Genomic DNA, 25,420 nt, shown 5'->3' with positions numbered 1-25,420 from the left:
CCAAATATAGGCAAAAGCAGTCCGTACACTGGACGATCAAGACTTTAGAAAAGCAAATTAACCACAAGGCTTGTTTGGCGATCGCTTTACTGTAATTTGTGGCTAAGTCTAACCACATACATAGTAAATTAAATCAAGCTGCAATGGATACTATTGCAAAGGTTGATCCATTTATTTATATATTCTTTAAATTGTTGGTTATCAGTTCCCAGAGTTTTTAGCAACCTGTCTTCTCAGGAAAAAATTTTTTATCTTACCTCAGATGAATTCATTTCAACATTAGTTTTGCAAATAAAATATTGATCTAGGTCATTCCCTAGACTGTATTAATATTTATTTTACCTTTACCACTAATACCGAACATGGCCCTTCTTCTACCACTTGGCTGCTGACAGAACCTTGAACAATTCGGTTCATACCGGTTAGTCCACGGCTACCAATGACTATCAAATCAGCCTTATGAATATTAGCAAGACGGATAATTTCTTCTGCTGGATCGCCACTGACAAGTTCTATTTCACTTTCGACGGGTAGTTGAGTTTGGTATATTTGCAGCTGTTTTTCGACTTGTAAAGAAGAAAGTGCTGGCGAATCTGGATGGGGGCGATCAGCTGGTAGCTCCATTTCTGATTCTGGAGGAGGAAAAACATGACAAAGAATCACCTTACTGTCTTTTGCCAGTACCAAGTCCTGTAATGTTTCAATTACTCGGTCGGCAATTTCTGAAGCATCTAGAGCTACCACAATATTCTTTAGCACCACTCGTCGTGTCTCCAAAAGAGTAGTCATAATCAACTGCTTACAATTAAAGCGATTCTTATGGCTTTTTCAAGTTGTATAGCCTTACACTTTAAGTTTGACGCCATCATTTAATTTTTATCTAAACTCTAGGGAAAAATTAATAATTAAGTAAGAGTTAGTAGTTAGTGGTTAGTCGTTGATTGTCAAATAAGATAACTCACAGCCAAAAGTTTAATTATTCGTCCTGTTTTTCTTTTTGAACTCGACGTCGAACTGAATCAGCGTGAGAGGGCAAGCCTTCAATTGCTGCAAGTACATTAATTGCGTCTGCCACTTTTTTCAAGGCTGTAGGGGTATACTGAATAATACTTGAATTTTTCAGGAAAGTTTCGACTCCTAATACCGAGGTATAGCGAGCAGCACCAGAGGTAGGTAAAGTATGGCTAGGCCCGGCAATATAGTCTCCTACTGCTTCCGGTGTGGAGTAACCCATAAAAATTGCACCGGCATGACGAATAAGTGGTAATAATGCCCAAGGATCTTCTACTTCTAACTCTAAGTGTTCAGGGGCAAATTCATTGGACAACTCGGCTGCGGCTGTTAGAGACTCCACAATCACAATTAAGCCGTAGTGAGCAAGTGCTTTCTCTGTGAGGGTGAGTCTGGGGTGATCCACCAACTGTCTTTCCACGGCGACTTGTACGTTCTTCGCTAGCGCCGGATCGGTGGTTAATAAGATTGCTGCCGCCATTGGATCTTGTTCGGCTTGTGCTAGCATATCGGCTGCAACATGAACGGGATTTGCGGTTTCATCAGCAATAATTAACACTTCGCTGCTTGCCCCTGCCAAAGAATCAATCCCGACTGTTCCATAGACGAGTTTTTTGGCTAGGGTCACATAAATATTACCCGGCCCTGCGATCACATCTACTTTTGGAATTGTTTTTGTTCCGTAAGCTAAAGCAGCGATCGCCTGCGCTCCGCCCACGCGATAAATTTCCTGTACTCCAACTTCTTGGGCAGCTACCAAGACTGCTGGATGAATCATTTTCCCTGCTCCTGGTGGTGTCATCATCACCAAGCGCCCAACTCCAGCCACTTTTGCTGGAATTGCATTCATTAATACCGTACTAGGGTAAACAGCGCGACGCCCAGGTACGTATATCCCCGCACGGTCTACAGGGGTATAGCGCTTGCCTAGCACTACTTCATCATCGCCAAAGTGTACCCAGCTTTTTGGAACTCGTTGACGGTGAAACGCTTCAATTTGCTGACTAGCTAACCGTATTGCTTCCAGTAACTCTTGCGAGATCTGTTGGTAGGCTGCATCAAGTTCTGCGCCTGTAACACGCAGTTCTTCTGGCTTGAGAATTTGATTGTCAAATTCTGCTGTGTAATGCAATACAGCTCTGTCACCTTGGCGCTTCACGGCTTGCAACACTTCCCGCACTGTTGCTTCTTTGTGAAGCACCTGTTCATCATGGGTGCGATCGCAGATCCTTTGTAGTTCCGATCTGACGTCTGCCTGCTGAGTAATAATTCGCAGCATGGAGTAAGGACAATGCCAACGTTAGAATATTCCCGCTTGAGAATGAGTCTTGCTCCTTGCCCCAAGGGGTATCGGTAGCTAACACCAACTCTCTTCTCTAGCTTAACCTGGATTTTTTTGATACTCCCACGGTTTCCAGCACATAGTTCTTCAAGAAGAAAATTATAGTGTGATCGGGCTACTTACTTTTCGACCGATCTAGCAATGAGCAGAAAGTGGACGTGCTAATTTCCACCTTTTGACTTTGCCATCTCCCAAAGATTGCAGGAATGTGTGTGGTTTCACATATAGCCGCTTTTGTCAAGATGAGTAAATTTGAGTATAAATTTTGCCTATTTATCTACTTTACCAGCTTGAATTGATTACAGACACAAGCGGTTGGGTGCCTGCATTTAAACCCTTGAATTTTAGTCATTCACAAATTCTCACCTCAGAGTGATACATTTCCAAGGGAACAGACTAAATTTAAGGCTATTGCTGCCACGTGATTGCGGTGGTGATTTATGACGTAGTACTCAGGTACCTAATTCTAACGTATTTTTTGTGGAGAAAGCAAAATAGGTGTGGAGCTTTCATACATTTAGCCACCAATTGCTGATTCGTGTTTAAAAGTTGAGGCTGACACAAAGACTAGATCCAAATAATAACAAAACGTGAGGAAGCAGTGAGAATATTTACTCATCTACTGCTTTCTCACGTCCGTTTGACATTAGCTTAGTTTATTTTTATTCGTCCTCGAAATCGTCGTCCTCGAAATCGTCTTCCTCGAAATCATCTTCTGCGAGGTCGTTGATTTCACTTGGAATCAAATCATCATCATCATCCAAGATCGACTTATCTGTACGTCTGGTGCCAAAGGGCGAATCAATCCCCAAAGTAGGACTATCCAGATTGTAAGTGCGGGCTGTACGGTCATCCAGCACCATATCTAATGGATCTTCAACTTCATCCAAGACACTGCTGAGTCCCTCAGCATAATCTTCGACTACACTAGGTTCTTCATAAGCATTAAAGCCCGTTCCAGCAGGAATCAATCGTCCGATAATCACGTTTTCTTTCAAACCGCGCAGCCAGTCAGATTTTCCTTCTATTGCTGCTTCGGTCAAAACGCGTGTTGTCTCTTGGAAGGATGCGGCAGAAATAAAGCTATCGGTATTCAAAGATGCTTTGGTAATACCTAACAATACAGGGGTGTATTGTGCTCGCGCACCACCGGTGATTGCCATTGCTTCATTGACTTGCTCGATTTGGCGCAATTCTACCAATTCACCGGGCAGCATGGTAGTATCACCACCATCATCTACCCGCACTTTTGATGTCATCTGTCGGACAATAACTTCAATGTGTTTGTCAGCAATATCAATACCTTGGGACTGATAAACCAACTGCACTTCATTTACCAGGAAAGTCTGGACTTTTTGCAAAGCATGGCTAGCACAGGCATATACTCCATCTTCAGAACCCAGGTTAAAGAAGACTTCCAAGATTTCGTGGGGATTGGCTGGCCCGTCTGTCAGCGTCTGTCCCGCACTTACTGTTTGTCCATCTGTAACTACTAAGTTCTGTCCTGGCCCCATAGTGTAATCTGTGACTACGCCATTGGATTCGATCACTTTTACCGCGATCGCCTCATCGCCATCGCCATAAACTACCTTGACTTCTCCCGCCCGTTTTGCTAAAATACACGCTTCTTTTGGCTTTCGAGCTTCGAGTAGTTCCTCAATCCTGGGCAAACCTTGAATGATATCTCCGGTCTTAGCCCGCTCAAATACCAATAACACCAAGTTATCGCCGCGCTGTACCAAGTCTCCATCTTCTACCTGCAACACTGCACCAGCACTGACGCGATAGGGACGACCGACGCGAACAGTGACTTCCCAAGTGGCAGGGGCAAGGGAAGAAGAGGTAGTAGCCTCTGCTCCTCCAGCTCCTGCGGCTTTGACTGATACAACTTGCCCCGATTCTTCAGTAAAGATGCCAGGAGCAATTTCTGCACCTTCTACCACCAAGTCACCCGCCTTAACTTTGGGTTGGACAGTAGCATTAATCGTGACCATATCGGTGTGACGACGCAATACTAAGCAGCGACGAACGGCTTCCGTACCTTTTTTGACGCCTCGCACAATCCCGCCTTCTTTACATAAAATTTGGGTACGAGCGACAACAGAACCAGGGGCGATAGTTTGTCCGTCTTCAACTTCAAGGGTAGTATGAGTACTTCCTTGAGTGGCATCAGCAGCGATATCTCGACGAACTGTTAAAGATTCCAAAATCACCAGTTGCAAGCGTTGAATTTCTGGGTCGCTGGGATCGGCTACTAACTCAATATCTGCTGCCAAGGGAGAAGAAGTGTGTTCTTGTTCGCCTTCTTGTTCAATTTCCAGTACGAGCTGGGTTCGCAATAGTTCTACGCCTTCAACCGATCTGACACGCTCAGAATCTTTGTAAGGCAAGCGCTGCACTGCACGCAACTGAATCGAACGCCCGGTTTGTTGGCTGACAGATGTAGTTGATGGCACATCAGGCTGGTTGGGTACAGGAAACTCAACCACAGGACGAGAAAGCAGCGCGGGGCCTTCTGGAGTTTCTACGTACTGAATATATCGCAAGTCGTTGAAGACTTGTCCCATAAATTCTTCTCCAGGCTGAACAAAGGTGTTATCTTTGCTCATCACTGCTTCTGGATCGTCTACCATCAGCAGTTCTCCCGGCTTAATCACTACTTCCCGCAAAATGTCATTTTTCTGCGTGACTTCAATCACACCGCTGTTTTGACAGAAGATATCTTTAACTACCTCTGTACCAGCTTCTAAAAACTGACCGTCTTCTACCAATAACAAGGAGATATCTTTGTTGACTTCGTGGGTTTCTTCAGGAATCCACAGCAGCGTGCCTCCTTGCACAACTTCATAACCTTGCTTGGCTTTACCTTTTTTCTGGACATCGACACCAGCGTATTTGAGCATACCTCCAGTAGTAGTGCGATAGCGGTCATCAATCAACTCAGCTACCACCTGACCATTTTGAACTTTGGTTCCTGGAGTTGCTCGCAGGTTAAAAACTTGGTTGTTACCAGTAGTTACCAAGTAATTATTCTTACCTTGGGAGCTTTGGACGGTGACTGTTGCCTGGTCTAAAACAACAGAAGCGGTAATAATTTCAATTTCCCGTGTAGATTTGCCAGGTATTGCTTCTGGCAAGCGCACCACTCCACCATGTTGAGTGGTTAACTTAGTTTCTGCCAAGACGCCGTTACTATCTATAGTGTCATTTTCTTTGACTACTAATTCGGCTCCTGGTGGTAAGTTATAAACTTCACCTGAGAGAATCCAGATCAAACCACCCCGTGTAGCAGTTGTTGTGGTATTGCCTTGACGGTCAGTTTTTTGTTCTGCTACCAGTTCGGCAAATTTTACTTCACCTGCCAAGTCAGAAACTACATCTTTAACTGCTTTTTCTGTATTGGCACGAGTAGTGCGTCCACCGATCGCTACTTCTGCGATTAACTGCCCCAACTTCACCTGTTGCCCGTCGATAACATACAGTGTAGACCCTTGAGTAACGGGGATTTCTTTGTTGGCTTGGGAGCTATCTTTAGGAGATTCCAAAACCAAAGTGGCGTTGGCTTCCACATACAAGGCGTCTTCCCCGTGACGGGTACGATAGGCTCTTGTCCGCATTCTCTTGGGAAAGCGAACTGTACCATCCATTTCTGCCCGTACTTGTCTGGCAACTTCTCCAGTAAATACACCGCCAGTGTGGAAAGTACGCATTGTCAACTGGGTACCGGGTTCACCGATACTTTGGGCAGCAATAATACCCACGGCTTCACCCAGATCCACCATTTTGGCATGGGCTAGACTCCAGCCATAGCAATGTTGGCAGACTGATCGCGCCGCTTCACAAGTTAGAGGCGATCGGACAACAACCTCAGTCACTCCGGCTTTTTCAATTGCTTTGGCTAGATCGTCGGAAATAGGGGTATTTCGTGGTGCAATTACTTCTTTGGTCGTGGGATGGATCACATCTTCTCCAACCACTCTTCCCATCAGGCGAGTACCAAGGTTAATCATGGTTTTGTCGCCTTCTCTCATTGCCCGTAAGGGAATGCCTCTAGTAGTACCGCAGTCAATTTCCCGGATAATTACGTCCTGGGAAACATCTACCAGACGACGGGTCAAATAACCAGAGTCTGCTGTCCGCAAGGCTGTATCTACCAACCCTTTACGCGCACCGTAAGAGGAAATAATATATTCGGTGACGGTCAGTCCTTCGCGGAAGTTAGTTTTAATCGGCAAGTCGATAATTTCTCCTTGCGGATCGGCCATCAGTCCGCGCATTCCCACCAATTGTCGTACCTGGGAGATATTACCCCTAGCTCCAGAAAATGCCATCATGTACACGGAGTTAAGGGGATTAGTCTTTTTGAAGTGGGTGACAACTTCGTCTTTGAGGGCTTCCGATGTTCCGTTCCAGGTATCAATTACTTTCTGGAAACGCTCCACTTCCGTAATTTCACCGCGTTGATAACGTTCTTCTGTAGCGCGAATTTCTGCTTCTGCGGCTTCGAGTAGCGATCGCTTGGAAGGAGGCACCATCAAATCTTCCACGCTAATTGAAACTCCAGCTTTGGTAGCGTAGCGGAAGCCTAAATCTTTGAGCTTATCTGCCATCACCGCCGTCCGCGCTGTACCGTAATGCGTAAATGCCCAAGAAATTAGATTTCGCAGTTGGCCTTTGTCAACAACACGGTTGCGGAAAATCATTTTGTCGTTAGTCATTTGTTGTTAATCCATTGCTAATTGCTGAGTACTATGAGCTACTAGCTATTAACTATTAGCTGGCCAGCGCTTCCTGAATCGCTTTATTGTAAATTACGCGACCTGGCGTAGTGTATATATACTGTGTAATTACATTTCCTTGAGCATCTTCTCTGACTCGACGATACTTATACAACAAAGTCCGAGTCCCATCACTATTTTCAATGACTTCTCGTGGCTCATGATCTGGTTGATCTGCCTCCATTTCGCCCTCATAGCGGACGTAAACATAGGCGTGCAAATCGACTTGCTCTTGCTCGTAAGCCATAATTACATCATCTAAGGAAGCAAAGTACCGTCCTGCGCCCTTTTTGGCATGGGGATTTTCCGCAGTTAAATAATAGGCTCCCAAGACCATATCTTGGCTGGGCGTGATAATTGGTCTACCTGTAGCTGGTGACAAAATATTATTAGAAGCCAGCATCAACAATCGCGCTTCCGCCTGACTTTCCAAAGATAAGGGTACGTGTACCGCCATTTGGTCACCATCAAAGTCAGCGTTAAATGCCGGACATACGAGTGGGTGTAATTGGATTGCTCTTCCTTCCACTAAAATTGGTTCAAAAGCTTGAATACCCAAACGGTGTAAGGTAGGGGCACGGTTGAGCAAAACAGGGTGTCCCTCAATTACTTCTTCCAATACATCCCAAACACTGGGATCGGAGCGAGAAATCAATTTTTTCGCGGCTTTAATATTGTTCACCATGCCGCTGCGAATTAAGCGGTGGATGACAAACGGCTGGAATAGCTCGATTGCCATTTCCCGTGGCAAACCACACTGGTGGATGTTCAGCTTTGGCCCTACCACAATTACGGAACGTCCGGAGTAGTCTACCCGTTTACCCAACAAGTTTTGCCGGAAACGCCCTTGTTTACCTTCAATAATGTCTGACAATGACTTCAGTGGTCGATTATTTGCCCCTACCACTGTCCGTCCGCGACGTCCATTATCAATTAAAGCGTCTACTGCTTCTTGAAGCATCCGCTTTTCGTTGCGAACGATAATTTCTGGAGCCAAAATTTCTTGCAGGCGTGCCAGACGATTATTACGGTTAATTACGCGCCGATATAAATCGTTTAAGTCACTGGTAGCAAACCGTCCACCATCTAGCTGCACCATCGGACGCAAATCTGGGGGAATAACAGGAATTACCGTCATCACCATCCATTCTGGCTTAGAGCCTGTGGCTATAAAGTTGTCAATCACCCGCAGACGCTTAATTAGCTTTGCTCGCTTTTGACCTTTGGCAGTGGTGATTTCCTCCCGCAAGCTTTCTGCTTCTTGTTCTAAATTGATATCAGCCAGCAGGCGCAGCAGTGCCTCCGCACCAATGCCTACCTCAACACCCTGCAATGTAGAATCTTCGCTGTAAATCTGATCCTCAATTTCCAGCCACTGGTCTTCACTAAGTAGCTGTTTGTAAGTTAAAGTTTCAGCATTACCAGGACTAAGTACGACATAAGAATTGAAATATACAATTTGCTCGACATCCCGCAGGGGCATATCCAGCAGGATCGAAATATAACTGGGAATTCCTTTGAGATACCAAACGTGGGCTACAGGTGCAGCAAGTTTAATGTAGCCCATCCGGTGACGGCGAACTCGCGATTCTGTGACTTCTACCCCACAGCGTTCGCAAACGATACCACGATGGCGTACTCTTTTATACTTACCGCAGTGACATTCCCAATCTTTAGCAGGGCCAAAAATGCGCTCACAAAATAAGCCATCCATTTCTGGCTTGAGAGTCCGGTAGTTAATTGTCTCAGGCTTGGTAACCTCACCGACAAGTTGACCGTTAGGCAGTGTTCTCTCACCCCACTGACGAATACGTTCTGGCGATGCCAAACCGATTTTTACGTAGTCAAACTGATTAGTTTGGGCGTGTCTCATCTGTTTTAGTGCTGCGTTCTAAGTTATAAATTCACTTAATTTGCACGGGCATTGCAAGCCGTGCTAGTAGGAGTATTCAGTTTTTCAAGGGTTAGGATTAGGGGCTAGAGGCGCTTAGGCTAGGGGCTAGGAAGAGGAGGGGGAGAGTAAGGAAAAATTCTTCTCCTTGTCCCCTTGTCCCCTTGTCCCCTTGTCCCCAGTCCCTAGTCCCTATTTACTCTTCTTCTTCCAGTGACTCCCGGCTTAAAGATTCATAGGTTGGTCGTGGAGGTGTGCGACGGGCGTTATTATCTGCCATCAAATCAACTTCCGCATCTACGGTACTGCCATCTGATTGCGTCTCCACTTTGTGGACGGCAATATCCAATCCTAAAGATTGCAATTCTCGCATCAACACCTTGAAGGACTCTGGTGTTCCTGGTCGAGGAATTGCTTTACCTTTGACGATCGCATTCAATGCTTCGTTACGTCCTTGCATATCGTCAGATTTGACTGTGAGCAACTCTTGCAAGGTGTAAGCTGCACCAAAGGCTTCCAATGCCCACACTTCCATTTCTCCAAACCGCTGTCCACCTTGTTGTGCTTTTCCACCCAAGGGCTGTTGGGTAACCAAGGAATAAGGGCCTGTAGAACGAGCGTGGATCTTGTCGTCTACTAGGTGTACCAACTTCAGCATATAAGCCACACCCACAGTCACCGGACGGTCAAAGGGTTCGCCAGTACGTCCGTCATACACTAAGATTTTGCCGGGATCGTCCGGGTTAAATACCCAGTTTCTACCTGTTTCGTCTCTGGCTTCTTGTAATTTGCCGTGTACTATCGAACGGGATGCTTCTTCGCCGTACATTTCGTCAAAAGGCGTAATCTTAAACCGCACTCCCATGTTTTGACCAGCCCAACCCAATAGACACTCAAATACTTGACCGACGTTCATCCGGCTGGGTACGCCCAAGGGGTTTAGCACAATATCTACTGGTGAGCCATCGGGTAAGTAGGGCATATCTTCCATTGGCAAAATCTTGGAAATAATCCCTTTATTTCCGTGGCGTCCTGCCATTTTGTCACCAACTTGGATTTTGCGCTTCTGAGCTACATAAACCCGCACCACCATGTTGGCTCCTGGTGGCAATTCATCACCTTGCTCGCGGGTAAAAAGACGTACATCAACTACGCGTCCTTTTTCTCCGTTGGGTACGCGCAGGGAGTTATCCCGTACATCTCTGGCCTTTTCACCGAAGATTGCTCGCAGCAGTTTTTCTTCTGGCGGTTGGTCAGATTCACCTTTCGGGGTAACTTTACCTACTAAGATATCTCCAGCTTCCACCCATGCACCGATGCGGATAATTCCCTGCTCATCCAAATTTCGCAGCGCATCTTCACCAACGTTGGGAATTTCTCTGGTGATTTCTTCTGGGCCGAGTTTTGTCTGTCTGGCTTCAATTTCATATTTTTCAATGTGAATTGAAGTGTAGATATCATCCTGTACCAGTCTTTCGGAAATTAAAATCGCGTCTTCGTAGTTGTAGCCTTCCCAAGGCATATAGGCGACGATAATATTTTGACCTAGTGCTAACTCCCCGCCTTCGGTAGAGGAGCCATCCGCCAAGACTTGACCAGCTACAACCCGCTCACCAATCCGTACTAATGGTTTTTGGTTGAGGCAGGTGTCTTGGTTAGAACGCTGGTACTTAGAAAGTACGTACTCTTGTTCGGGAGTATTGGGTTTGGGACGCACGCGAATCTTGGTGGCATCTACGTAGGTGACTTCTCCATCGGTGCGGCTGATAATCACCATCCCGGAGTCCCGCGCTCCTTGTGCTTCTAAGCCAGTTCCTACCAATGGACGCTCTGGTTTAAGCAGGGGTACTGCTTGCCTTTGCATGTTCGATCCCATCAAAGCGCGGTTGGCGTCGTCATGTTCCAAAAAGGGAATCATGCTCGTAGCTACCGACACGATTTGCACTGGAGAGACTGCGATATAGTCTACTTGTTCCGGTGTGGTGGTTGCCCAATCCTGACGATAGCGTACAGGTACTTGCGGCCCGATCAGGTGACCGTTTTCATCAATTGGCGCGTCTCCTGCTGCCACCCGGAAGTCATCTTCTTCGTCGGCAGTCATGTAGACTGGTTGCAAGTCAAATCTGACACGCCCATTTTCTACAGGACGGAAAGGTGTTTCTAAGAAACCATACTGGTTTACCCGCGCATGGGTTGCGAGAGAACCAATCAAACCAGCGTTTGGCCCTTCTGGTGTTTCGATGGGACAAATACGTCCGTAGTGGGAGGGGTGAATGTCTCGCACGGCAAAGCCAGCGCGTTCGCGAGTTAAACCACCAGGGCCCAGGGCAGAAAGCCGACGTTTGTGGGTCAATTCTGCTAAGGGGTTGGTTTGATCCATGAACTGGGATAATTGGCTGGAGCCGAAGAATTCTTTAATTGCCGCTACTAAAGGTTTGGGGTTAACTAAGGAAGCGGGTGTCAAGACTTCGGCATCAGATACGGTCATTCTTTCCCGGATGATTCTCTCCAGGCGATTTAAGCCTACTCTTACCTGGTTTTGTAGGAGTTCGCCGACGCTTCTGACTCGGCGATTTCCGAGGTGGTCAATGTCGTCTGTGCTACCAATATCGTATTCTAAGTTAATCAGGTAATCTACCGCGGCCAAGATGTCTTGGGGGGTAAGTACCCGCACTGTTTCTGGCACTTGCAGGCGCAATTTTTTGTTAAGTTTGTATCTTCCGACACGTCCCAAGTCGTAGCGTTTGGGATCGAAAAAGCGGGAGTCAAGGAGTTGTTGTCCGCCCAAAACTGTAGGTGGTTCACCAGGGCGTAGCTTGCGATACAACTCCATCAAAGCTTCTTCTTCGGAGAATTGCCCTTCTTTTTCAATCGTTTTTTGGAAATACTCTGGGTGGCGCAGGGCATCAAAGATTTCGTTATCTGACAAACCCAGAGCTTTCAGCAACACCTGAGCTGAGAGTTTGCGGGTTTTGTCGATGCGAACCCATACTAAGTCGTTACGGTCTGTTTCAAATTTCAGCCATGCTCCCCGGTTCGGAATTAAACTAGCTGAATAAGTACGCCGCCCGTTTTTGTCAATTTCGGATTTGTAGTATACTCCAGGCGATCGCACAATCTGGTTGACAATTACACGCTCGGCACCGTTAATAATAAACGTACCGCGCTCTGTCATCAGAGGCAGATCTCCGATAAATACTTCTTGTTCTTTAATTTCCCCCGTTTCTTTATTAATTAAACGTGTGGGTACATACATTTGGACAGCATAAGTGCTATCCCGCCTTTTCGCTTCTTCAACGCTGTACTTTGGCTCCTTGAGTTTGTAGTTCTGACCCAGAAAATGCAGTTCGAGTTTGCCAGTATAGTCAGTAATCGGACTAAAGGAGTTAAGTTCTTCGATCAGCCCTTCCTCTAAGAACCAGCGAAAACTAGAACGCTGGATCTCAATCAAGTCGGGCAACAAAAAGGCGGGTTCCATAATAGTTTCGTTAGTCATGCCTCTACCTTTGTCAACCTGGTTAAAATTGTGGGTGTGTGGGAACTTCTCCTTACACCACCTGCTGGGTGCAGGTGCAGGCAAACGGAGTAATTAGACCTGGGAAAAGCGATTTTGGCAAGAGGGCAATTGACCACCTTAAGGGCAACAGTTGCCAAGATTTGGTGATTTGCTTAATTTTTACGAACAGCTGGTTTAGCTTTGCCAAAATATGTTTTGCTTTCCTCACTTCACCCTCCAAAACCGCGCTGTTTCAGCTACGCAGTTCTTTTGCTGTTGCCTTCCATCGAGTTTGATGTCTTTCTATCGTGAGCGATGATATTCTAATACTGAGGGAATAATGTGCCAAGCTTGCTGTTGTGTGCGTGTAGCTTGATTTTGACGGGTGGTACTCACAGGGAAATTACTTTTATAAAATAAATTTGTATTGCTTTAAATTTAGATTTCCGCTGCCTCAAAACTAAATATCTTCTCTACCTACTGTGGAAAAGGCTTGTCATAGATTTGTAGCATTGTCTCTAGACATGGGGAGGGTAGTTAAGCCCAATTGGTACAACTCAAACACAAATGTTAGCTGTTGCCTCCTTAAACATTATGGCGTAAGGAAACCTGTTTTGGAGGCAATAATATTATCATATTTTTGCCCCCTAATAAATAATCTTTTTCTCCGACATCTTTCAGAATATACCCGTAGCTGCATTTTTATAGTGCCAAGCCAAATAATTTACAGGCATTTTGAGTAGTAACAGATGCGATCGCATCTGTCGTTTCCCCCCTCAGACGAGCTACCTGTTCGGCTACATAACGAACGTAAGCAGGCTCGTTGCGTCGTTCGCCTCGTTTGGGAACTGGAGCTAAAAACGGACAATCTGTTTCGATTAACAGGCGATCGCTTCTCACCGTCACGGCAGATTCTTGGATGGGCTTGGCGTTTTTGAAGGTAACGGTGCCGCTAAAGCTAATGTAAAAGCCTAAGTCAACAAACCATTGAGTCTCTTGTGGTGTTCCGCCCCAGCAGTGCATTACACCCCGCAAACTTTCGCCTTGGAGATTTTTCCATTTTTCCAGCACCTGTCTTACCTCTGCCGCTGCATTACGGCAGTGGATAATCACTGGTAAATTGAGTTCTGTCGCGATCGCAAGCTGGGCTTCAAACACCATAATTTGATGTTCGTAGTTATCAGCTTTGTAAAAGTCCAGCCCTGTCTCTCCAATTGCTACTACTTTAGAATCGGAACAAGCTAAAGATTTGATTTCCTCTGGGATTTGATGATGCCATTTATCTGCATCTAAAGGATGTAACCCCACAGCAAAGCTAATTTCGGGAAAACGTTGAGCTAGAGCTTGAATACTAGAAAATTCTGTTGGCTCAACACAGGAGTGTACTAAACGCACCACACCTGCCTCTTGCCATCGCGATCGTACTGCCTCTAAGTCTGACTGAAAAAGGTCAAAGTTGATGTGAACGTGGGTGTCAATCAGCTGCATTTTAGTCATTAGTCATTAGCCATGAATCATTAGTCATTAGTCATCAGTCATTAGTCCGGATTTAATTGACTTTTGACCGTTGACTTTTGACTTTTGACTATTGTGCAGTTGCTGCTGCTTGGGTATGGGCTTTTAATTTACGAGCTAATCTTGATTTTTTTCTAGCTCCGTTGTTGGGATGAAGGACACCTCGCTTCACGGCTTTATCGATTTTGCTGTAAGCTTCGGACATCCGAGCCAATGCTTCTTGCTTGGCTTCAGGGGTAGGGTTGGCTGCATAGGTGTCAACAGCAGCAAGGTATTTTTTCATCAGCGTCTTCACTGCTGATTTATAGGATTTATTGCGCAAACGATTGCGTTCTGCGATTTGGGCGCGTTTCAGAGCAGACTTTGTATTCGCCACAGTCAATTCCAGAAAGACTATATATATGTACACACACTACTAGACTTACTAATATAGCATCCAGAACGCCAATGTTAGGATTGCCGAAAAAAAAGTTGTGCTTGAGTCTTCTAACCTACCCAATCTAGGTCTAGTGCCGCCACAAGTGTGGGTAGTGACTCCACATCTGAGAATGGGTTGGGATATTATGGATGCCTGAAATTGATGCAATAAATTTTTCTTTTTTCCCAAGTAGCAGTTAAAGATTTAAGAATTTTTCGCTTCACCAATTCCTTTTTAATTGCTCTGATTTTGGGAATTTGACTAGATTACGGTAACTGTGATTATACACTTACGTCAGCTAAAGCTAACCGCGGTTTTCTTGGGACTCGGTATTACCTATATATTACGCGCTTAAATCTTTCTGCCGCATTAAGAACTTTCATATTTCCCTGCTGGCGAGACCAATGGGATGCTCTGCGAGCATCCAAAAAAGCATTGTGTTTATCTCCTAATTTTCTCAAAGCCATAGCACGGCCAAGATAAGCAACGGCATAACTTGAGTTGTAGTAGAGTGCTAAATTATAAGCTGAGACGGCTTTCTGGTACTCTCCTCGATTATAGTGTTCAAAACCATCTTTGACATAAGCAGTCGCAAGTTTGGGATTGCTGATTGAATTGGGAACTGGAGTTACTCTTTGACGTTCTATCCGATCTCGCATTTGCTGCTCTATCGACATTGCTGGTGCATTTATTGGAGGTGGCATCTGTGGTTGGGAGATGAAAGGATCGAACTGTGCCTGAGCCTTATTGCTCAAACTTGTTAACGGTACTAAAGACGCCAGGATAATCCAAAGGTGTTTGAGCTTGCTCATGGTCTATTCCTCCCCAAAACACTGTATTAAGATGTCACTTTGTAGGCTCACCTCCAACGAGGTTCAAGATTACTCAGAAACCTAACTAAACTAAATTATGAGAGAGAATTTTCCATCAAAATCACCCAAATTGGGCTAATTATTCAACAATTTTTAATTTAATATTCTTAATTTAGAGATTAGGGCTAAACAAAATTTTGTCTAGGATACGGAATGCTTTGGGCAGAATCAAGCATGAAAAATTTTACCCCTACCAACAGATACGGCGCTGGCTCTCCAGCGTACTGCCTCCTCTGTCTTGGTTTCAACACAGTACATAAACCCAAAAACACTTAGCTTCACAATTCTTAATCTCAAATAGCTACCCTTCTCTGCTGACAGGAGTCACACTATCCAATAGGCTTATTTAAAGTGGCATTTTTAGCGCGCTCCAGTGATGGACGCCATAGTTCTCAGTAGTTAACAATTACCTGTAAGTAAAATGACTCTGAAAATTGTCGAAAATTTTGATAGCAGTTTCACTCTCGAACCACAAGCAAAAGAAACTCTATTTAAATTATTGACTAGCGAAGCTTTTTTAAATCAAATTTGTCAAAATTTACAGTGTGAAAAAGTAGAATTTACAGAATTGCTTTTTCAGCCAGTTCCTTACAGTACAGCAACTCCCAAAGGAATGCCAGCAGAATTTGAAAAATATCAAGAATCTGACGAATACGTTATTATTAACGTGCCAGCTAATTTTATGTTCACAGCTAAAATTTTTCAGCCCAGTCGTCTTTGTGCAATTTATAGAAAGAGTTAATTGCTAATAGTGAATGGCTAATGTTGAAAAAACACCTAGTTATTTACAATCAAAAAATACTAAAAATTTTAAATTTTTGAATTTTATTTATGTCGACAGAAACAAATATTCCTTCTTTATTAAGTTTAGCATATGTTCCTTATATTGATAACAATGGTCAATTACCTGAAAATTTCCAAGGTAAAATAGGAGTTTATGCTATTTTTCACCAGGAAAAAGTGCTGCAATATGTAGGATATTCTCGTGATGTTTATCTCAGTCTTAAGCAGCACTTAGTACGGCAACCACAAAAGTGTTATTGGGTGAAAATCCAAACAATTGAACGCCCTAGCCGCACAGTGCTAGAAAATATTGAGAAGGCATGGATTGAAGAAAATGGCAGTGTGCCTGTGGGCAACAAAGATGATAAAGACCAATGGACACAGCCTATTGATGCTAAGGTATTAATGACACCGGAAGAGTATGCAAATTACGAGAATTCTATTGATGAAGTGGCAAAAACCAAAATTATTAAAAATGTGGCGCGCCGAGTAGAGGTGGAAATTTTAAAAGTTTTAGAGGAGCGTGGATTACAAGCACAAATTAGATTTAATCCGAAGTTGAAGGAAGAAGGGTTACTGGATTTGAAATAAATCTACTTCTATCTAAAGATTGAAAAGAGGAGCTAGGTCAAGCATAAATCCAGGTAGTATAGATTCTGCTTGGGTGATGTAGGAAATAATTTCTGGCTCAGTCAGGGTGATTTTATTTTAGTTCCTTACTCCACACATATTTTTAGCAGTTTTCCCAAGCGGCTTTTGCTTCTTCAATCGATTAAGAATTTTTGGGTTTCACGGCTGAGACGATTGAAAGCCCCTCTAATCCCATGTCAAATGACAGTTCATCAATCACTTTTCGCTTGAGTTTTCGAGTAAACATAAGCCGAGTGTAGCGGCGTGTATATGGATCGAGGCGAAGAAGTTGCTGTGCTAACTCATTGGCTCTTGCCAGCAATTTGTCACGGGGATGAACCTCATTAACCATGCCGATTTGCAATGCTTCCTTGGCTGTCAATTTCTGCATCGTCAACAGGAAATAGTGCCCCCGAATATCACCCATTGCTGCCGGGTATAGAATCTGTACTCCATCGGCTGGTACAACCCCACCCCCAACTGATAGATGCTGGTTATCTTGAAAGTAAGCCTCCTCAGCCGCTAAGATGATATCTGCCATTAGCGCATACTCACCATGAATGGGAGCAGGGCCATTAACGGCTGAGATAACCGGAACGCCAATATCGAGAAAATTATAAAGAAGCTGGCGAGCCTCAGTAAGAATGGCATACCAACCAGCAGGTTGCGTGATGTCATCCACGGTAGAAAAGTCAATGTGACTGATCCATTTGTCGCCAGCACCTGTAAAAATAACAACCTCATTCTGGCGATCGCGAGCAATTTCACCAAACGCATCTGGAAATTCTCGATGTGCTTTACCTGTATGGATGTGGGAACCGCCATTGGTATGCATAGTCACTGTCAAAATGCCAGAGTTGGTGCGCTCCATGCGGAGATTTTCGTACTTGTTTTTGTAGTCGTTGAAGTTTGTCATATCCTTTACAGCAGAAAGAATGTGTTCTTTGCTATCTGCTTTTACTGTAGGGAGACTCAAGCGGTGTAGTCTTGTACGCTCTTGCCGATCCAGAGGACGTTCTTGCTGTTTTGCTGAATGGCTTTAGGCGAAACTCCTACAATCCTTTTGAAATGGCGATTGAGGTGACTTTGATCGTAGAAACCAACATAGGTGGCAATCTCAGCGATCGCCATATCGCCTTGTTGCAATAATTCCTTAGCACGTTCGACTCGACAACGAATCTGATACTGATGGGGTGCTGAACCTGTTGATTGTTTAAATAAGCGAGCAAAATGATACGAACTCAGATTTACTTCAGCTGCAATTTCATCCAAACTTAAATCTTGGTCTAAATTTTCTTGAATATAGGCGATCGCTCGTTGCAACTTAGACTTAGATAAACCACCAGAGTACTGCCTGACAATTTTCTCAACGCTACTGTACTCTCTAATTAAATGAACAGCTAGAGCATTCGCTAATGATTCAGCGTAGAGACGATTACCCAGTTTTTCAGACTCTAATTCTGTCAGGAGCAAATGACTGATATGCTGAATTTGGAGATCGGCCACAGCAAAATAATTGAAGACTTCAACATGAGCAGCATCAACTTCAACTGCTTCTGCTGCGACTTTAGTAACAAACGTTGGTTCAAAGCAAAGGTGCAAAACATCCACCTCACGATCCCAGTACCATTGTGTCGGGTGATATGCAGGTGTGAGGATAATGTCTCCCTTCACAACCTGTCCTTCATAAACCTGTCCATCAAGTTGCTGCACTAAGCGGTAGGGTGAACCACAGTTTAAGGTGATCAGGTGTTGTGAGAGCGGAGGAGAAATTAATTCATTCGCGGGATGATGGTAGTATTCAATCGTGATGCCATTCCAACCCTTCGATTTACTCGAAAGCACTGGTCGATCGGGCAACTCATCTAGAAGGCTTATCGTTTCGAGTGATTCATCCTTGGGCTGACTTTGGCGCATCGGATTGAATTTCTAGATGCTATATGAGAAGTATACAGCGATGGTGAGAGCGCGATCGCACAAAACAACTAATAACTCTTAGATGGAACTGAAGTGTAAATTTCCTAACAGTGGACTTGAGAAATTTTACACATCGCGCTAGTCTTCATTATCGTGACTGCACGCTATTAATTAATAGAGGCGATGACAAATAAATCCTCTCCGCAAATTCCTTCCTGTACTTGGAGTCGTCCCATTGGTTTAGGTTGGGACAAGCCCTACACCGTCCGCTATGCTAGTAATGTCGATGATGGCCCCTGGCATGGAATGCCTTTAGGCGGTTTTGGTGCAGGTTGTATCGGCCGTTCTTCGCGGGGAGATTTTAACCTGTGGCATATCGACGGTGGCGAACATATCTTCAAAAATATTCCCGCCTGTCAATTCAGTGTATTTGAGTCAGATGCCACATCTTCCCAAGCTTATGCTTTGTGTACAGAAGCTCCGGAAGATGGCAGTCTACAAGCATGGCAGTGGTATCCAACAAGTAAAGATGGCGTAACTGGTACTTACCATGCTCTTTACCCCCGCAGTTGGTTTGTGTATGAAGGGGTATACAAAGCCCAGTTAACCTGCGAGCAATTTTCGCCTATTTGGGCGAATAACTACCAAGAAACTAGCTATCCTGTGGCGGTATTTCTGTGGACTGTACGTAACCCGACAAATGCACCTATTACTTTGAGTATTATGCTCACCTGGCAGAATATGGTAGGTTGGTTTACTAATGCCTTGAAATCTCCGGAGATAAGGTTGCGGGATGATGGTAGCCCAGTGTACGAATATCAGCCGCGCTTGAATGAAAGTAAGGATAATTTTAACGAGTTCTTTGAAGATACTGAATATATCGGCTGTATTTTAGATCGCTTAGGTATAGGTGAACCAGTTCAGGAAGGAGAGGGGCAATGGTGTATTGCCACACGCAAAGATCCGAATGTGGAAATCTTTCACCACAGCCGTTGGAATCCAGTTGGTACGGGTGAAGATGTATGGGAAAGCTTTGCACAAAATGGTTCTCTACCTAACTATATAAATAAAACTCCAGCAAAAGAGGATGAACAAATCGGAGCAGCACTCGCTGTGCGGTTTACTCTGCAACCAGGCGCAACATTGCAAATTCCTTTTGTTCTAACATGGGATTTTCCTGTGACTGAATTTGCGGCTGGCATTAAATATGACCGCAGATATACAGACTTTTTTGGTAATAACGGCAAGAATGCTTGGGCGATCGCATCTACTGCGCTACAACAATATCAAATCTGGCAACAGCAGATTCAAGCTTGGCAACAACCTATTTTTGAGCGTGCAGACTTGCCAAATTGGTTCAAAATAGCTTTATTTAATGAGCTTTACGATCTTACTGCTGGCGGTACTCTTTGGAGTGCGGCATCAGAGCGCGATCCAATTGGTCAGTTTGCAGTGTTAGAATGCTTGGACTATCGCTGGTACGAGAGCCTTGACGTGCGGCTTTATGGTTCTTTTGCACTGTTGATACTTTTCCCAGAGTTGGAGAAGGCAGTAATTCGTGCATTTGCACGGGCGATTCCTAAAAGTGACGATCGCCGCCGCGTTATTGGCTACTATTACACCATTGGCGCAGAAAGCCCTATGGCTGTTCGCAAGGTAGCAGGTGCAACGCCTCACGACTTGGGCGCTCCCAATGAACACGTTTGGGAAAAGACAAATTACACGAGCTACCAAGATTGTAATCTGTGGAAAGATTTAGGTAGTGACTTTGTTTTGCAGGTATACCGCGATTTTCTCCTCACTGGTGCGGATGATGTGCAATTTCTGGCAGACTGCTGGAATGCCATTGTGGAAACCCTCAACTATCTAAAGACTTTTGACAAAGATGGAGATGGAATTCCGGAAAATTCCGGTGCGCCCGATCAAACTTTTGATGACTGGCGACTACGGGGAGTAAGTGCTTATTGCGGTGGGTTGTGGTTGGCAGCTTTGGAAGCTGCGATCGCGATTTGTGATGTTTTGATAACAAATTACCAAGGCGTAAAAAACACGGAGGAGTTAACAGAGCAAAAATCTATCTACGAAGCATGGTTACAACAATCTCGCCCAATCTATGAACAGAAGCTTTGGAATGGACAGTATTACCGACTCGATAGTGAAAGCGGTTCGGATGTAGTGATGGCAGATCAATTATGCGGACAGTTCTACGCACGTTTATTGGGGTTACCTGATATTGTGGAGAGCGATCGCACTTTGTCCGCTTTGAAAACGATTTACGATGCTTGCTTTCTCAAGTTTCATGATGGCAAGTTTGGTGCTGCTAACGGACTCAAGATTGATGGTTCACCAGAAAATCCCAAAGCTACCCATCCTTTAGAAGTGTGGACAGGTATCAATTTTGGCTTGGCTGCATTTTTAGTACAAATGGGAATGAAAGATGAAGCTATGAACCTAACAAAAACAGTAGTCCAACAAATTTACGATCATGGGCTACAATTCCGCACACCTGAAGCTATCACTGCGGTTGGAACTTTTCGTGCTAGTACTTATCTACGGGCAATGGCAATTTGGGCTATTTATTTAGTTCTTAGTTAGTGGTTAGTGGTTATTTGTTTACTACTCCTCTGCCCCTGGTGCTTCTGGTGCTCCTCTGCCCCACCTCCTCTTGTCCCTTTGTCTCCTTATCGCCTTGTCCCCCGATCATTTTTCCCCTTTTCTCCTACTCTCCCACAGCCCTCACTCCCAATATTTTTTTGATTGCCCGGACATAAAAGTCCGGTTTTTCATTGCAATTGATTGTAAGTGACTAATATGAATTCTCAAACAATTGCAACTAATCTCTTTAATTTGACTGCCTTTTTGGACAACTATTATGTTGCATTCTACTGAGAAAGTGGTAAGATTATACCTTTTTCATCGATTGTGATGTGACAAAGTTAACAAATAAGCTTTGGAGAATCATCTTAGAGCAGTTAATAGCAAGAATAAGCTTTATGTTGGTTTTGAAGACTCCCGATCAAAATTTTCTGTTTCCGGAACCAGTATTTGGTTTGTAGCTTTGGGGACAGAAGCAATTATTATCCAGTAAAAATTTTTCAATGTTAACAACTTATGACATCAACAACCTATTTCTCATCTTTTTTACGTAAATACACGTTTCTCTTTTTGAAATCTAATTTTTTTTACCTGATGCATGGTGCTGATTAATGCAAAGAAGAAACAGCTAATTTGAGTAATTTTGATGAAAAGCACATTTAATGGAACTGATTGTAGGGTATTCGATACTGGGATTTTCAAAGTTTCACAGATATGAAAAGCGATAGCAAAAATCAAAAGGAAGCGATTGGTGATGAAAGACAAAAAAAGATGTACTTCTCAAAAGTTATTATTGTGAGGCAAGATGCTTCATTGAAAGAAGTTTTGAACTGTCTGAAATGCAAATGTACACTTCAGAAATCAAATTAATCAGCTTACACAGATATCAAAACAATGAACTCGTACTCATCGTCAGGAGTTCAACGAGAGCAAAGTTATGCAAATAACCAACACTCTCCCACTCCAGAAGCGACTATCCTAAAGTTTTTAAAGAGAGTCGCAGGAAATTCAACCCTCCCATCGGACTTTAGTCAGATTTGGGTTATGCGTGAGTTTCAACTAGGTGACGATTTGACTAGTTATACTCCCAACAGACAAACGGAAGACAGTAACAATTTTCTTTTCCTGGTTTGTAAAGGTAGAGTGCGGCTTTTAGGATTTGATACGGCTGTTGGACGGGAAGTGTCAACTCATTTGTTATTGGCGGGGCAAACTTTTGGAGGAGATGATCTGTTCTGCTCTAAGCCTTTACCATACCGGGCGGTTGCAGCTAATGCTGGTTTTGTAGCATATGCTTGCTTGGATCGTCTCAAACAGTGGTTAGAGGAACTGCCTAATCTAAAAGATTACTTTCAGCAAATGACTGATGAGCGACAAGCACTGATTTTCTTCAAAACAGTCACTGAGTTACGTTCACACACCAGCCATACTTTACAACAACTTATACCCTACTTAGTAAAAACCAAGGTAAGTGCTGGCTCATCTTTAACAGAAGCAACTTCTAATTTACAAGGGCGCTTTTGGTTGCTACATGGAAAGGTTAGCAGTTCTAGTACAGAAACTCAACCACCAATAGTAGGAGAAAGTTGGGGTGATCTAGATTTTACAATTACAGATTGGATTGCACAAACCAATCTAATACTATACCACATTTCTAAAGACAATAGCGAATCAGTGGCTGCGATCGCTCCAGAAATATTCTCTACCAGACAGGAGGAAGAGGACAAGGGGAAGTGGGGACAAGGGGAAGTGGGGACAAGGGGAGGTGGGGATGCGGGGAATTTTCTCTTTGCGTCTTCTAGCGAGGATACAAAAACACTATCGACTACACCAGAGATTGATTTTTGTGCAACTAGAAACCAACATCGCTTGGTTAATAGATTTTGGCGTCGCTATCCTTTTATTCCACAGCAAGATTCATCAGATTGTGGTGCAGCGTGTTTGGCGATGATTAGCCTTTATTGGGGTAAACGCTTGAGCTTGGCTAGGCTGCGAAACATTGCACAAACAAACCGCACGGGTACATCTTTAGCTGCTTTGGCAGATGCAGCAGAAATTGTTGGATTTGATGCATTACCAGTCAGGGCTTCTTTGAGCAAGCTAGAGTTGCAAGCTAAACCCTGGATTGCTCACTGGCAAGGAATTCACTTTGTGGTTGTTTGGCAAGTTAAAGGCGATCGCGTGTTAATTTCCGATCCGGCAATCGGTAAGCGATCGCTACAAAAAGCAGAGTTTGAAGCAAATTGGACGGGATATGCCTTGCTGTTATTCCCCACCGAACGGCTAGAAGCCAAACAAAGTAAAAAAATTTCCTTTAGTAAATTTTGGCAGACATTTTGGCATCAACGCCAGCTACTTGGGCAAATAATTTTGGCTTCGGTACTGCTACAAGTTTTTGCACTAGCGGTTCCCATAATTAGCCAACTTGTAATGGATCGAGTGTTGCCCTACAAAAGTTTGCTCACTCTGAATATCTTTACTATCTGTTTCCTCTTTTTCGGTTTGTGGCGAATTACCATCCAAGCAGTACGGCAATATCTGCTCGATTATTTGTCCAACCACATGGAACTTGCAGAACTCAGCAGTTTTATGAGCCATATACTGCACTTGCCATTGCAGTTTTTCGCATCGCGCCAGGTGGGAGATATCATTACCCGGATTCAAGAAAACCGTAAAATTCAATTGTTTTTTGTTAAACAAGCGATAATTACCACGCTAGATGCATTGATTGTGGTTGCTTACCTGGGGTTAATGGCTTCTTACAACTTGCGCCTTAGTTGCGTAGTTGTGAGTTTAATTCTACTCATCGCTATTTTGAATTTAGCAGCTAATCCATTCATCAAAAAAGTATCGCGAGAACTGTTGCACAAATCAGCCGTGCAAAATTCTGCACTAGTAGAAATCGTCACTGGCATTGCGACAGTTAAAGCTGCCGCAGCCGAAATCCCGATGCGTTGGCGTTGGGAAGAACGCTTCACAAATATGGTACAAACGCGCAGGCGCGCACAGAAGCTGGCGAATAACTTGCAACTAGCAACAAGTTCGATTAATCATCTTGGTACTACAGCATTGTTGTGGTATGGGGCGACATTGGTGATCAATCAGGAGATATCGGTTGGTCAGTTTGTCGCTTTTAGCGTGATGGTTGGTAGTATAGTCAAACCTGTTTTGGCTGTGGTGGGGCTGTGGGATGAGTTTAAAGAAGTAATAATTTCTCTTGAGCATCTAAATGATGTTTTAGCCACCCAACCAGAAGTAAATCCACAAAAATCGCCACTGGAGTTACCACACATTTGCGGTGATGTGGATTTTGAGAATGTCAGTTTCCTTTACAATACCGATACGGAACGTAATACCCTGCAACATATTTCCTTTGAGGTAAAAGCAGGACAGACAATTGCTATTGTTGGTGCTAGTGGCTCTGGTAAAAGTACTTTAGTAAATTTACTTGTAGGTTTATATCGTCCTGACAGCGGACGAATTTTGATTGATGGGCACGATATTGCTAATATTTCTCCCCAATCTTTGAGAAATCAGGTAGGGATGGTGCCGCAAGAGATTTTTTTGTTTTCGGGCACGATTTTAGAAAATATTACATTGTTCAACTCAGAGATTTCTCTAGAGCAAGCGATCGCTGCTGCCAACCTTGCAGAAGCACACGGCTTTATTCAGGCTTTACCTTTTGGCTACAACACCCGTGTAGGAGAAGGAGGCATGATGCTTTCAGCCCCAGAGCGACAAAGAATAGCGATCGCCCGCGCCTTGGTGAGGAACCCACGCATTCTCATTTTGGATCAAGCCACCAGCTGTTTAGATGCAGAATCAGAACACAGATTTTACAAAAACCTAGCTCAATTTAATCGTCTCAACAATGCTTCCACAGGTGTAACTATTACCACATTTATTATTACCCATCGTCTTGACACTATTAGTCACGCTGACTGTATCCTCGTTTTAGACCAAGGTATTCTAGTTGAGCAAGGTACTCACAAACAACTAATGGGAATCCACGGTCTTTATTACCACCTATCTCAACAGCAATCGCATCTGCGATCGCACTTAGATTGACCATTAGTTTGCATCAACATACCAAAAATTTTTCAAGATAATTACGAGCATTAACTACGACTTATTTTTTATAATTTGCTGAATCTTGCATTTTTGCACAAGCA

Annotated in this window: 15 protein-coding genes; 5 read left to right on the top strand and 10 right to left on the bottom strand. The window is 44.0% G+C overall.

Translation table 11 applies throughout. The annotated features are described in order from the left end of the window. Nucleotides 1–333: 333 nt before the first annotated feature. The 5 genes from UYC_RS0110575 to rpoB form a co-directional block, all read right to left on the bottom strand. Entirely contained in the window at nucleotides 334–759 is a 426-nt protein-coding gene (locus tag UYC_RS0110575; RefSeq protein WP_026087627.1) for a universal stress protein, read from the bottom strand. A 217-nt stretch (nucleotides 760–976) separates the two neighbouring features. Then, nucleotides 977–2,290: a histidinol dehydrogenase gene (gene hisD / locus UYC_RS0110570; RefSeq protein WP_016876962.1), complete on the bottom strand. Its 1,314-nt coding sequence runs from the start codon at nucleotides 2,288–2,290 to the stop codon at nucleotides 977–979. 725 nt (nucleotides 2,291–3,015) lie between these two features. After that, entirely contained in the window at nucleotides 3,016–7,071 is a 4,056-nt protein-coding gene (locus UYC_RS0110565) for a DNA-directed RNA polymerase subunit beta'' (protein WP_016876963.1), read from the bottom strand. Between the two features lie 55 nt (nucleotides 7,072–7,126). Continuing rightward, nucleotides 7,127–9,004, bottom strand: a complete 1,878-nt coding sequence (locus tag UYC_RS39890) for a DNA-directed RNA polymerase subunit gamma (protein WP_016876964.1) — start codon at nucleotides 9,002–9,004, stop codon at nucleotides 7,127–7,129. A 214-nt stretch (nucleotides 9,005–9,218) separates the two neighbouring features. Further along, nucleotides 9,219–12,518, bottom strand: coding sequence for a DNA-directed RNA polymerase subunit beta (gene rpoB, locus UYC_RS0110555; protein WP_016876965.1), 3,300 nt, complete (start codon nucleotides 12,516–12,518; stop codon nucleotides 9,219–9,221). Between the two features lie 38 nt (nucleotides 12,519–12,556). Here rpoB and UYC_RS0110550 point away from each other — a divergent pair, with 38 nt between their 5' ends. Next, nucleotides 12,557–12,814: a hypothetical protein gene (locus UYC_RS0110550; protein WP_016876966.1), complete on the top strand. Its 258-nt coding sequence runs from the start codon at nucleotides 12,557–12,559 to the stop codon at nucleotides 12,812–12,814. 406 nt (nucleotides 12,815–13,220) lie between these two features. Here the strand turns inward: UYC_RS0110550 and UYC_RS0110545 are convergent, their stop codons facing one another. The 3 genes from UYC_RS0110545 to UYC_RS0110535 all read right to left on the bottom strand — a co-directional run bounded on the left by UYC_RS0110545 (nucleotide 13,221) and on the right by UYC_RS0110535 (nucleotide 15,263). Then, nucleotides 13,221–14,006, bottom strand: a complete 786-nt coding sequence (locus tag UYC_RS0110545) for a TatD family hydrolase (RefSeq protein ID WP_026087628.1) — start codon at nucleotides 14,004–14,006, stop codon at nucleotides 13,221–13,223. Nucleotides 14,007–14,103: 97 nt separating this feature from the next. Next, nucleotides 14,104–14,409, bottom strand: a complete 306-nt coding sequence (rpsT, locus tag UYC_RS0110540) for a 30S ribosomal protein S20 (RefSeq protein WP_016876968.1) — start codon at nucleotides 14,407–14,409, stop codon at nucleotides 14,104–14,106. 374 nt (nucleotides 14,410–14,783) lie between these two features. Next, on the bottom strand, nucleotides 14,784–15,263 hold the full coding sequence (locus tag UYC_RS0110535; protein WP_016876969.1) for a tetratricopeptide repeat protein: 480 nt from the start codon (nucleotides 15,261–15,263) through the stop codon (nucleotides 14,784–14,786). A 481-nt stretch (nucleotides 15,264–15,744) separates the two neighbouring features. Between UYC_RS0110535 and UYC_RS0110530 the strand changes: the two genes are divergently transcribed. Beyond that, nucleotides 15,745–16,065: a hypothetical protein gene (locus UYC_RS0110530; protein ID WP_016876970.1), complete on the top strand. Its 321-nt coding sequence runs from the start codon at nucleotides 15,745–15,747 to the stop codon at nucleotides 16,063–16,065. Nucleotides 16,066–16,154: 89 nt separating this feature from the next. Then, entirely contained in the window at nucleotides 16,155–16,697 is a 543-nt protein-coding gene (locus UYC_RS0110525) for a GIY-YIG nuclease family protein (RefSeq protein ID WP_016876971.1), read from the top strand. A gap of 181 nt (nucleotides 16,698–16,878) precedes the next feature. Here UYC_RS0110525 and UYC_RS0110520 read toward each other — a convergent pair whose 3' ends face one another. After that, a complete protein-coding gene (locus tag UYC_RS0110520) occupies nucleotides 16,879–17,652 on the bottom strand; it encodes an enoyl-CoA hydratase/isomerase family protein (protein WP_200862369.1) in 774 nt (257 codons plus the stop codon). Nucleotides 17,653–17,708: 56 nt separating this feature from the next. Beyond that, nucleotides 17,709–18,653 carry a helix-turn-helix domain-containing protein gene (locus UYC_RS0110515; protein ID WP_016876973.1) on the bottom strand — a complete coding sequence of 315 codons (945 nt, stop codon included), beginning with the start codon at nucleotides 18,651–18,653 and terminating at the stop codon, nucleotides 17,709–17,711. A gap of 183 nt (nucleotides 18,654–18,836) precedes the next feature. Between UYC_RS0110515 and UYC_RS0110510 the strand changes: the two genes are divergently transcribed. Further along, a complete protein-coding gene (locus UYC_RS0110510; protein WP_016876974.1) occupies nucleotides 18,837–21,248 on the top strand; it encodes a GH116 family glycosyl hydrolase in 2,412 nt (803 codons plus the stop codon). Between the two features lie 894 nt (nucleotides 21,249–22,142). Further along, nucleotides 22,143–25,316, top strand: coding sequence for a cysteine peptidase family C39 domain-containing protein (locus UYC_RS0110495; RefSeq protein WP_026087629.1), 3,174 nt, complete (start codon nucleotides 22,143–22,145; stop codon nucleotides 25,314–25,316). Nucleotides 25,317–25,420: the final 104 nt, after the last annotated feature.

This window comes from Chlorogloeopsis fritschii PCC 6912, from assembly GCF_000317285.1.
Classification (GTDB): domain Bacteria; phylum Cyanobacteriota; class Cyanobacteriia; order Cyanobacteriales; family Nostocaceae; genus Chlorogloeopsis; species Chlorogloeopsis fritschii.
Note: the sequence above shows the minus strand (reverse complement) of the source record. Positions and strands in the feature narration are given on the sequence as shown.

Coding starts and splice junctions, on each gene's coding strand:
- UYC_RS0110530 (WP_016876970.1), top strand. CDS start 15,745: ATGACTCTGAAAATTGTCGAAAATTTTGATAGCAGTTTCACTCTCGAA.
- UYC_RS0110545 (WP_026087628.1), bottom strand. CDS start 14,006: ATGCAGCTGATTGACACCCACGTTCACATCAACTTTGACCTTTTTCAG.
- UYC_RS0110535 (WP_016876969.1), bottom strand. CDS start 15,263: ATGAGCAAGCTCAAACACCTTTGGATTATCCTGGCGTCTTTAGTACCG.
- UYC_RS0110565 (WP_016876963.1), bottom strand. CDS start 7,071: ATGACTAACGACAAAATGATTTTCCGCAACCGTGTTGTTGACAAAGGC.
- hisD (WP_016876962.1), bottom strand. CDS start 2,290: ATGCTGCGAATTATTACTCAGCAGGCAGACGTCAGATCGGAACTACAA.
- UYC_RS0110510 (WP_016876974.1), top strand. CDS start 18,837: ATGACAAATAAATCCTCTCCGCAAATTCCTTCCTGTACTTGGAGTCGT.
- UYC_RS39890 (WP_016876964.1), bottom strand. CDS start 9,004: ATGAGACACGCCCAAACTAATCAGTTTGACTACGTAAAAATCGGTTTG.
- UYC_RS0110515 (WP_016876973.1), bottom strand. CDS start 18,653: ATGCGCCAAAGTCAGCCCAAGGATGAATCACTCGAAACGATAAGCCTT.
- UYC_RS0110525 (WP_016876971.1), top strand. CDS start 16,155: ATGTCGACAGAAACAAATATTCCTTCTTTATTAAGTTTAGCATATGTT.
- UYC_RS0110520 (WP_200862369.1), bottom strand. CDS start 17,652: ATGACAAACTTCAACGACTACAAAAACAAGTACGAAAATCTCCGCATG.
- rpoB (WP_016876965.1), bottom strand. CDS start 12,518: ATGACTAACGAAACTATTATGGAACCCGCCTTTTTGTTGCCCGACTTG.
- UYC_RS0110495 (WP_026087629.1), top strand. CDS start 22,143: ATGAACTCGTACTCATCGTCAGGAGTTCAACGAGAGCAAAGTTATGCA.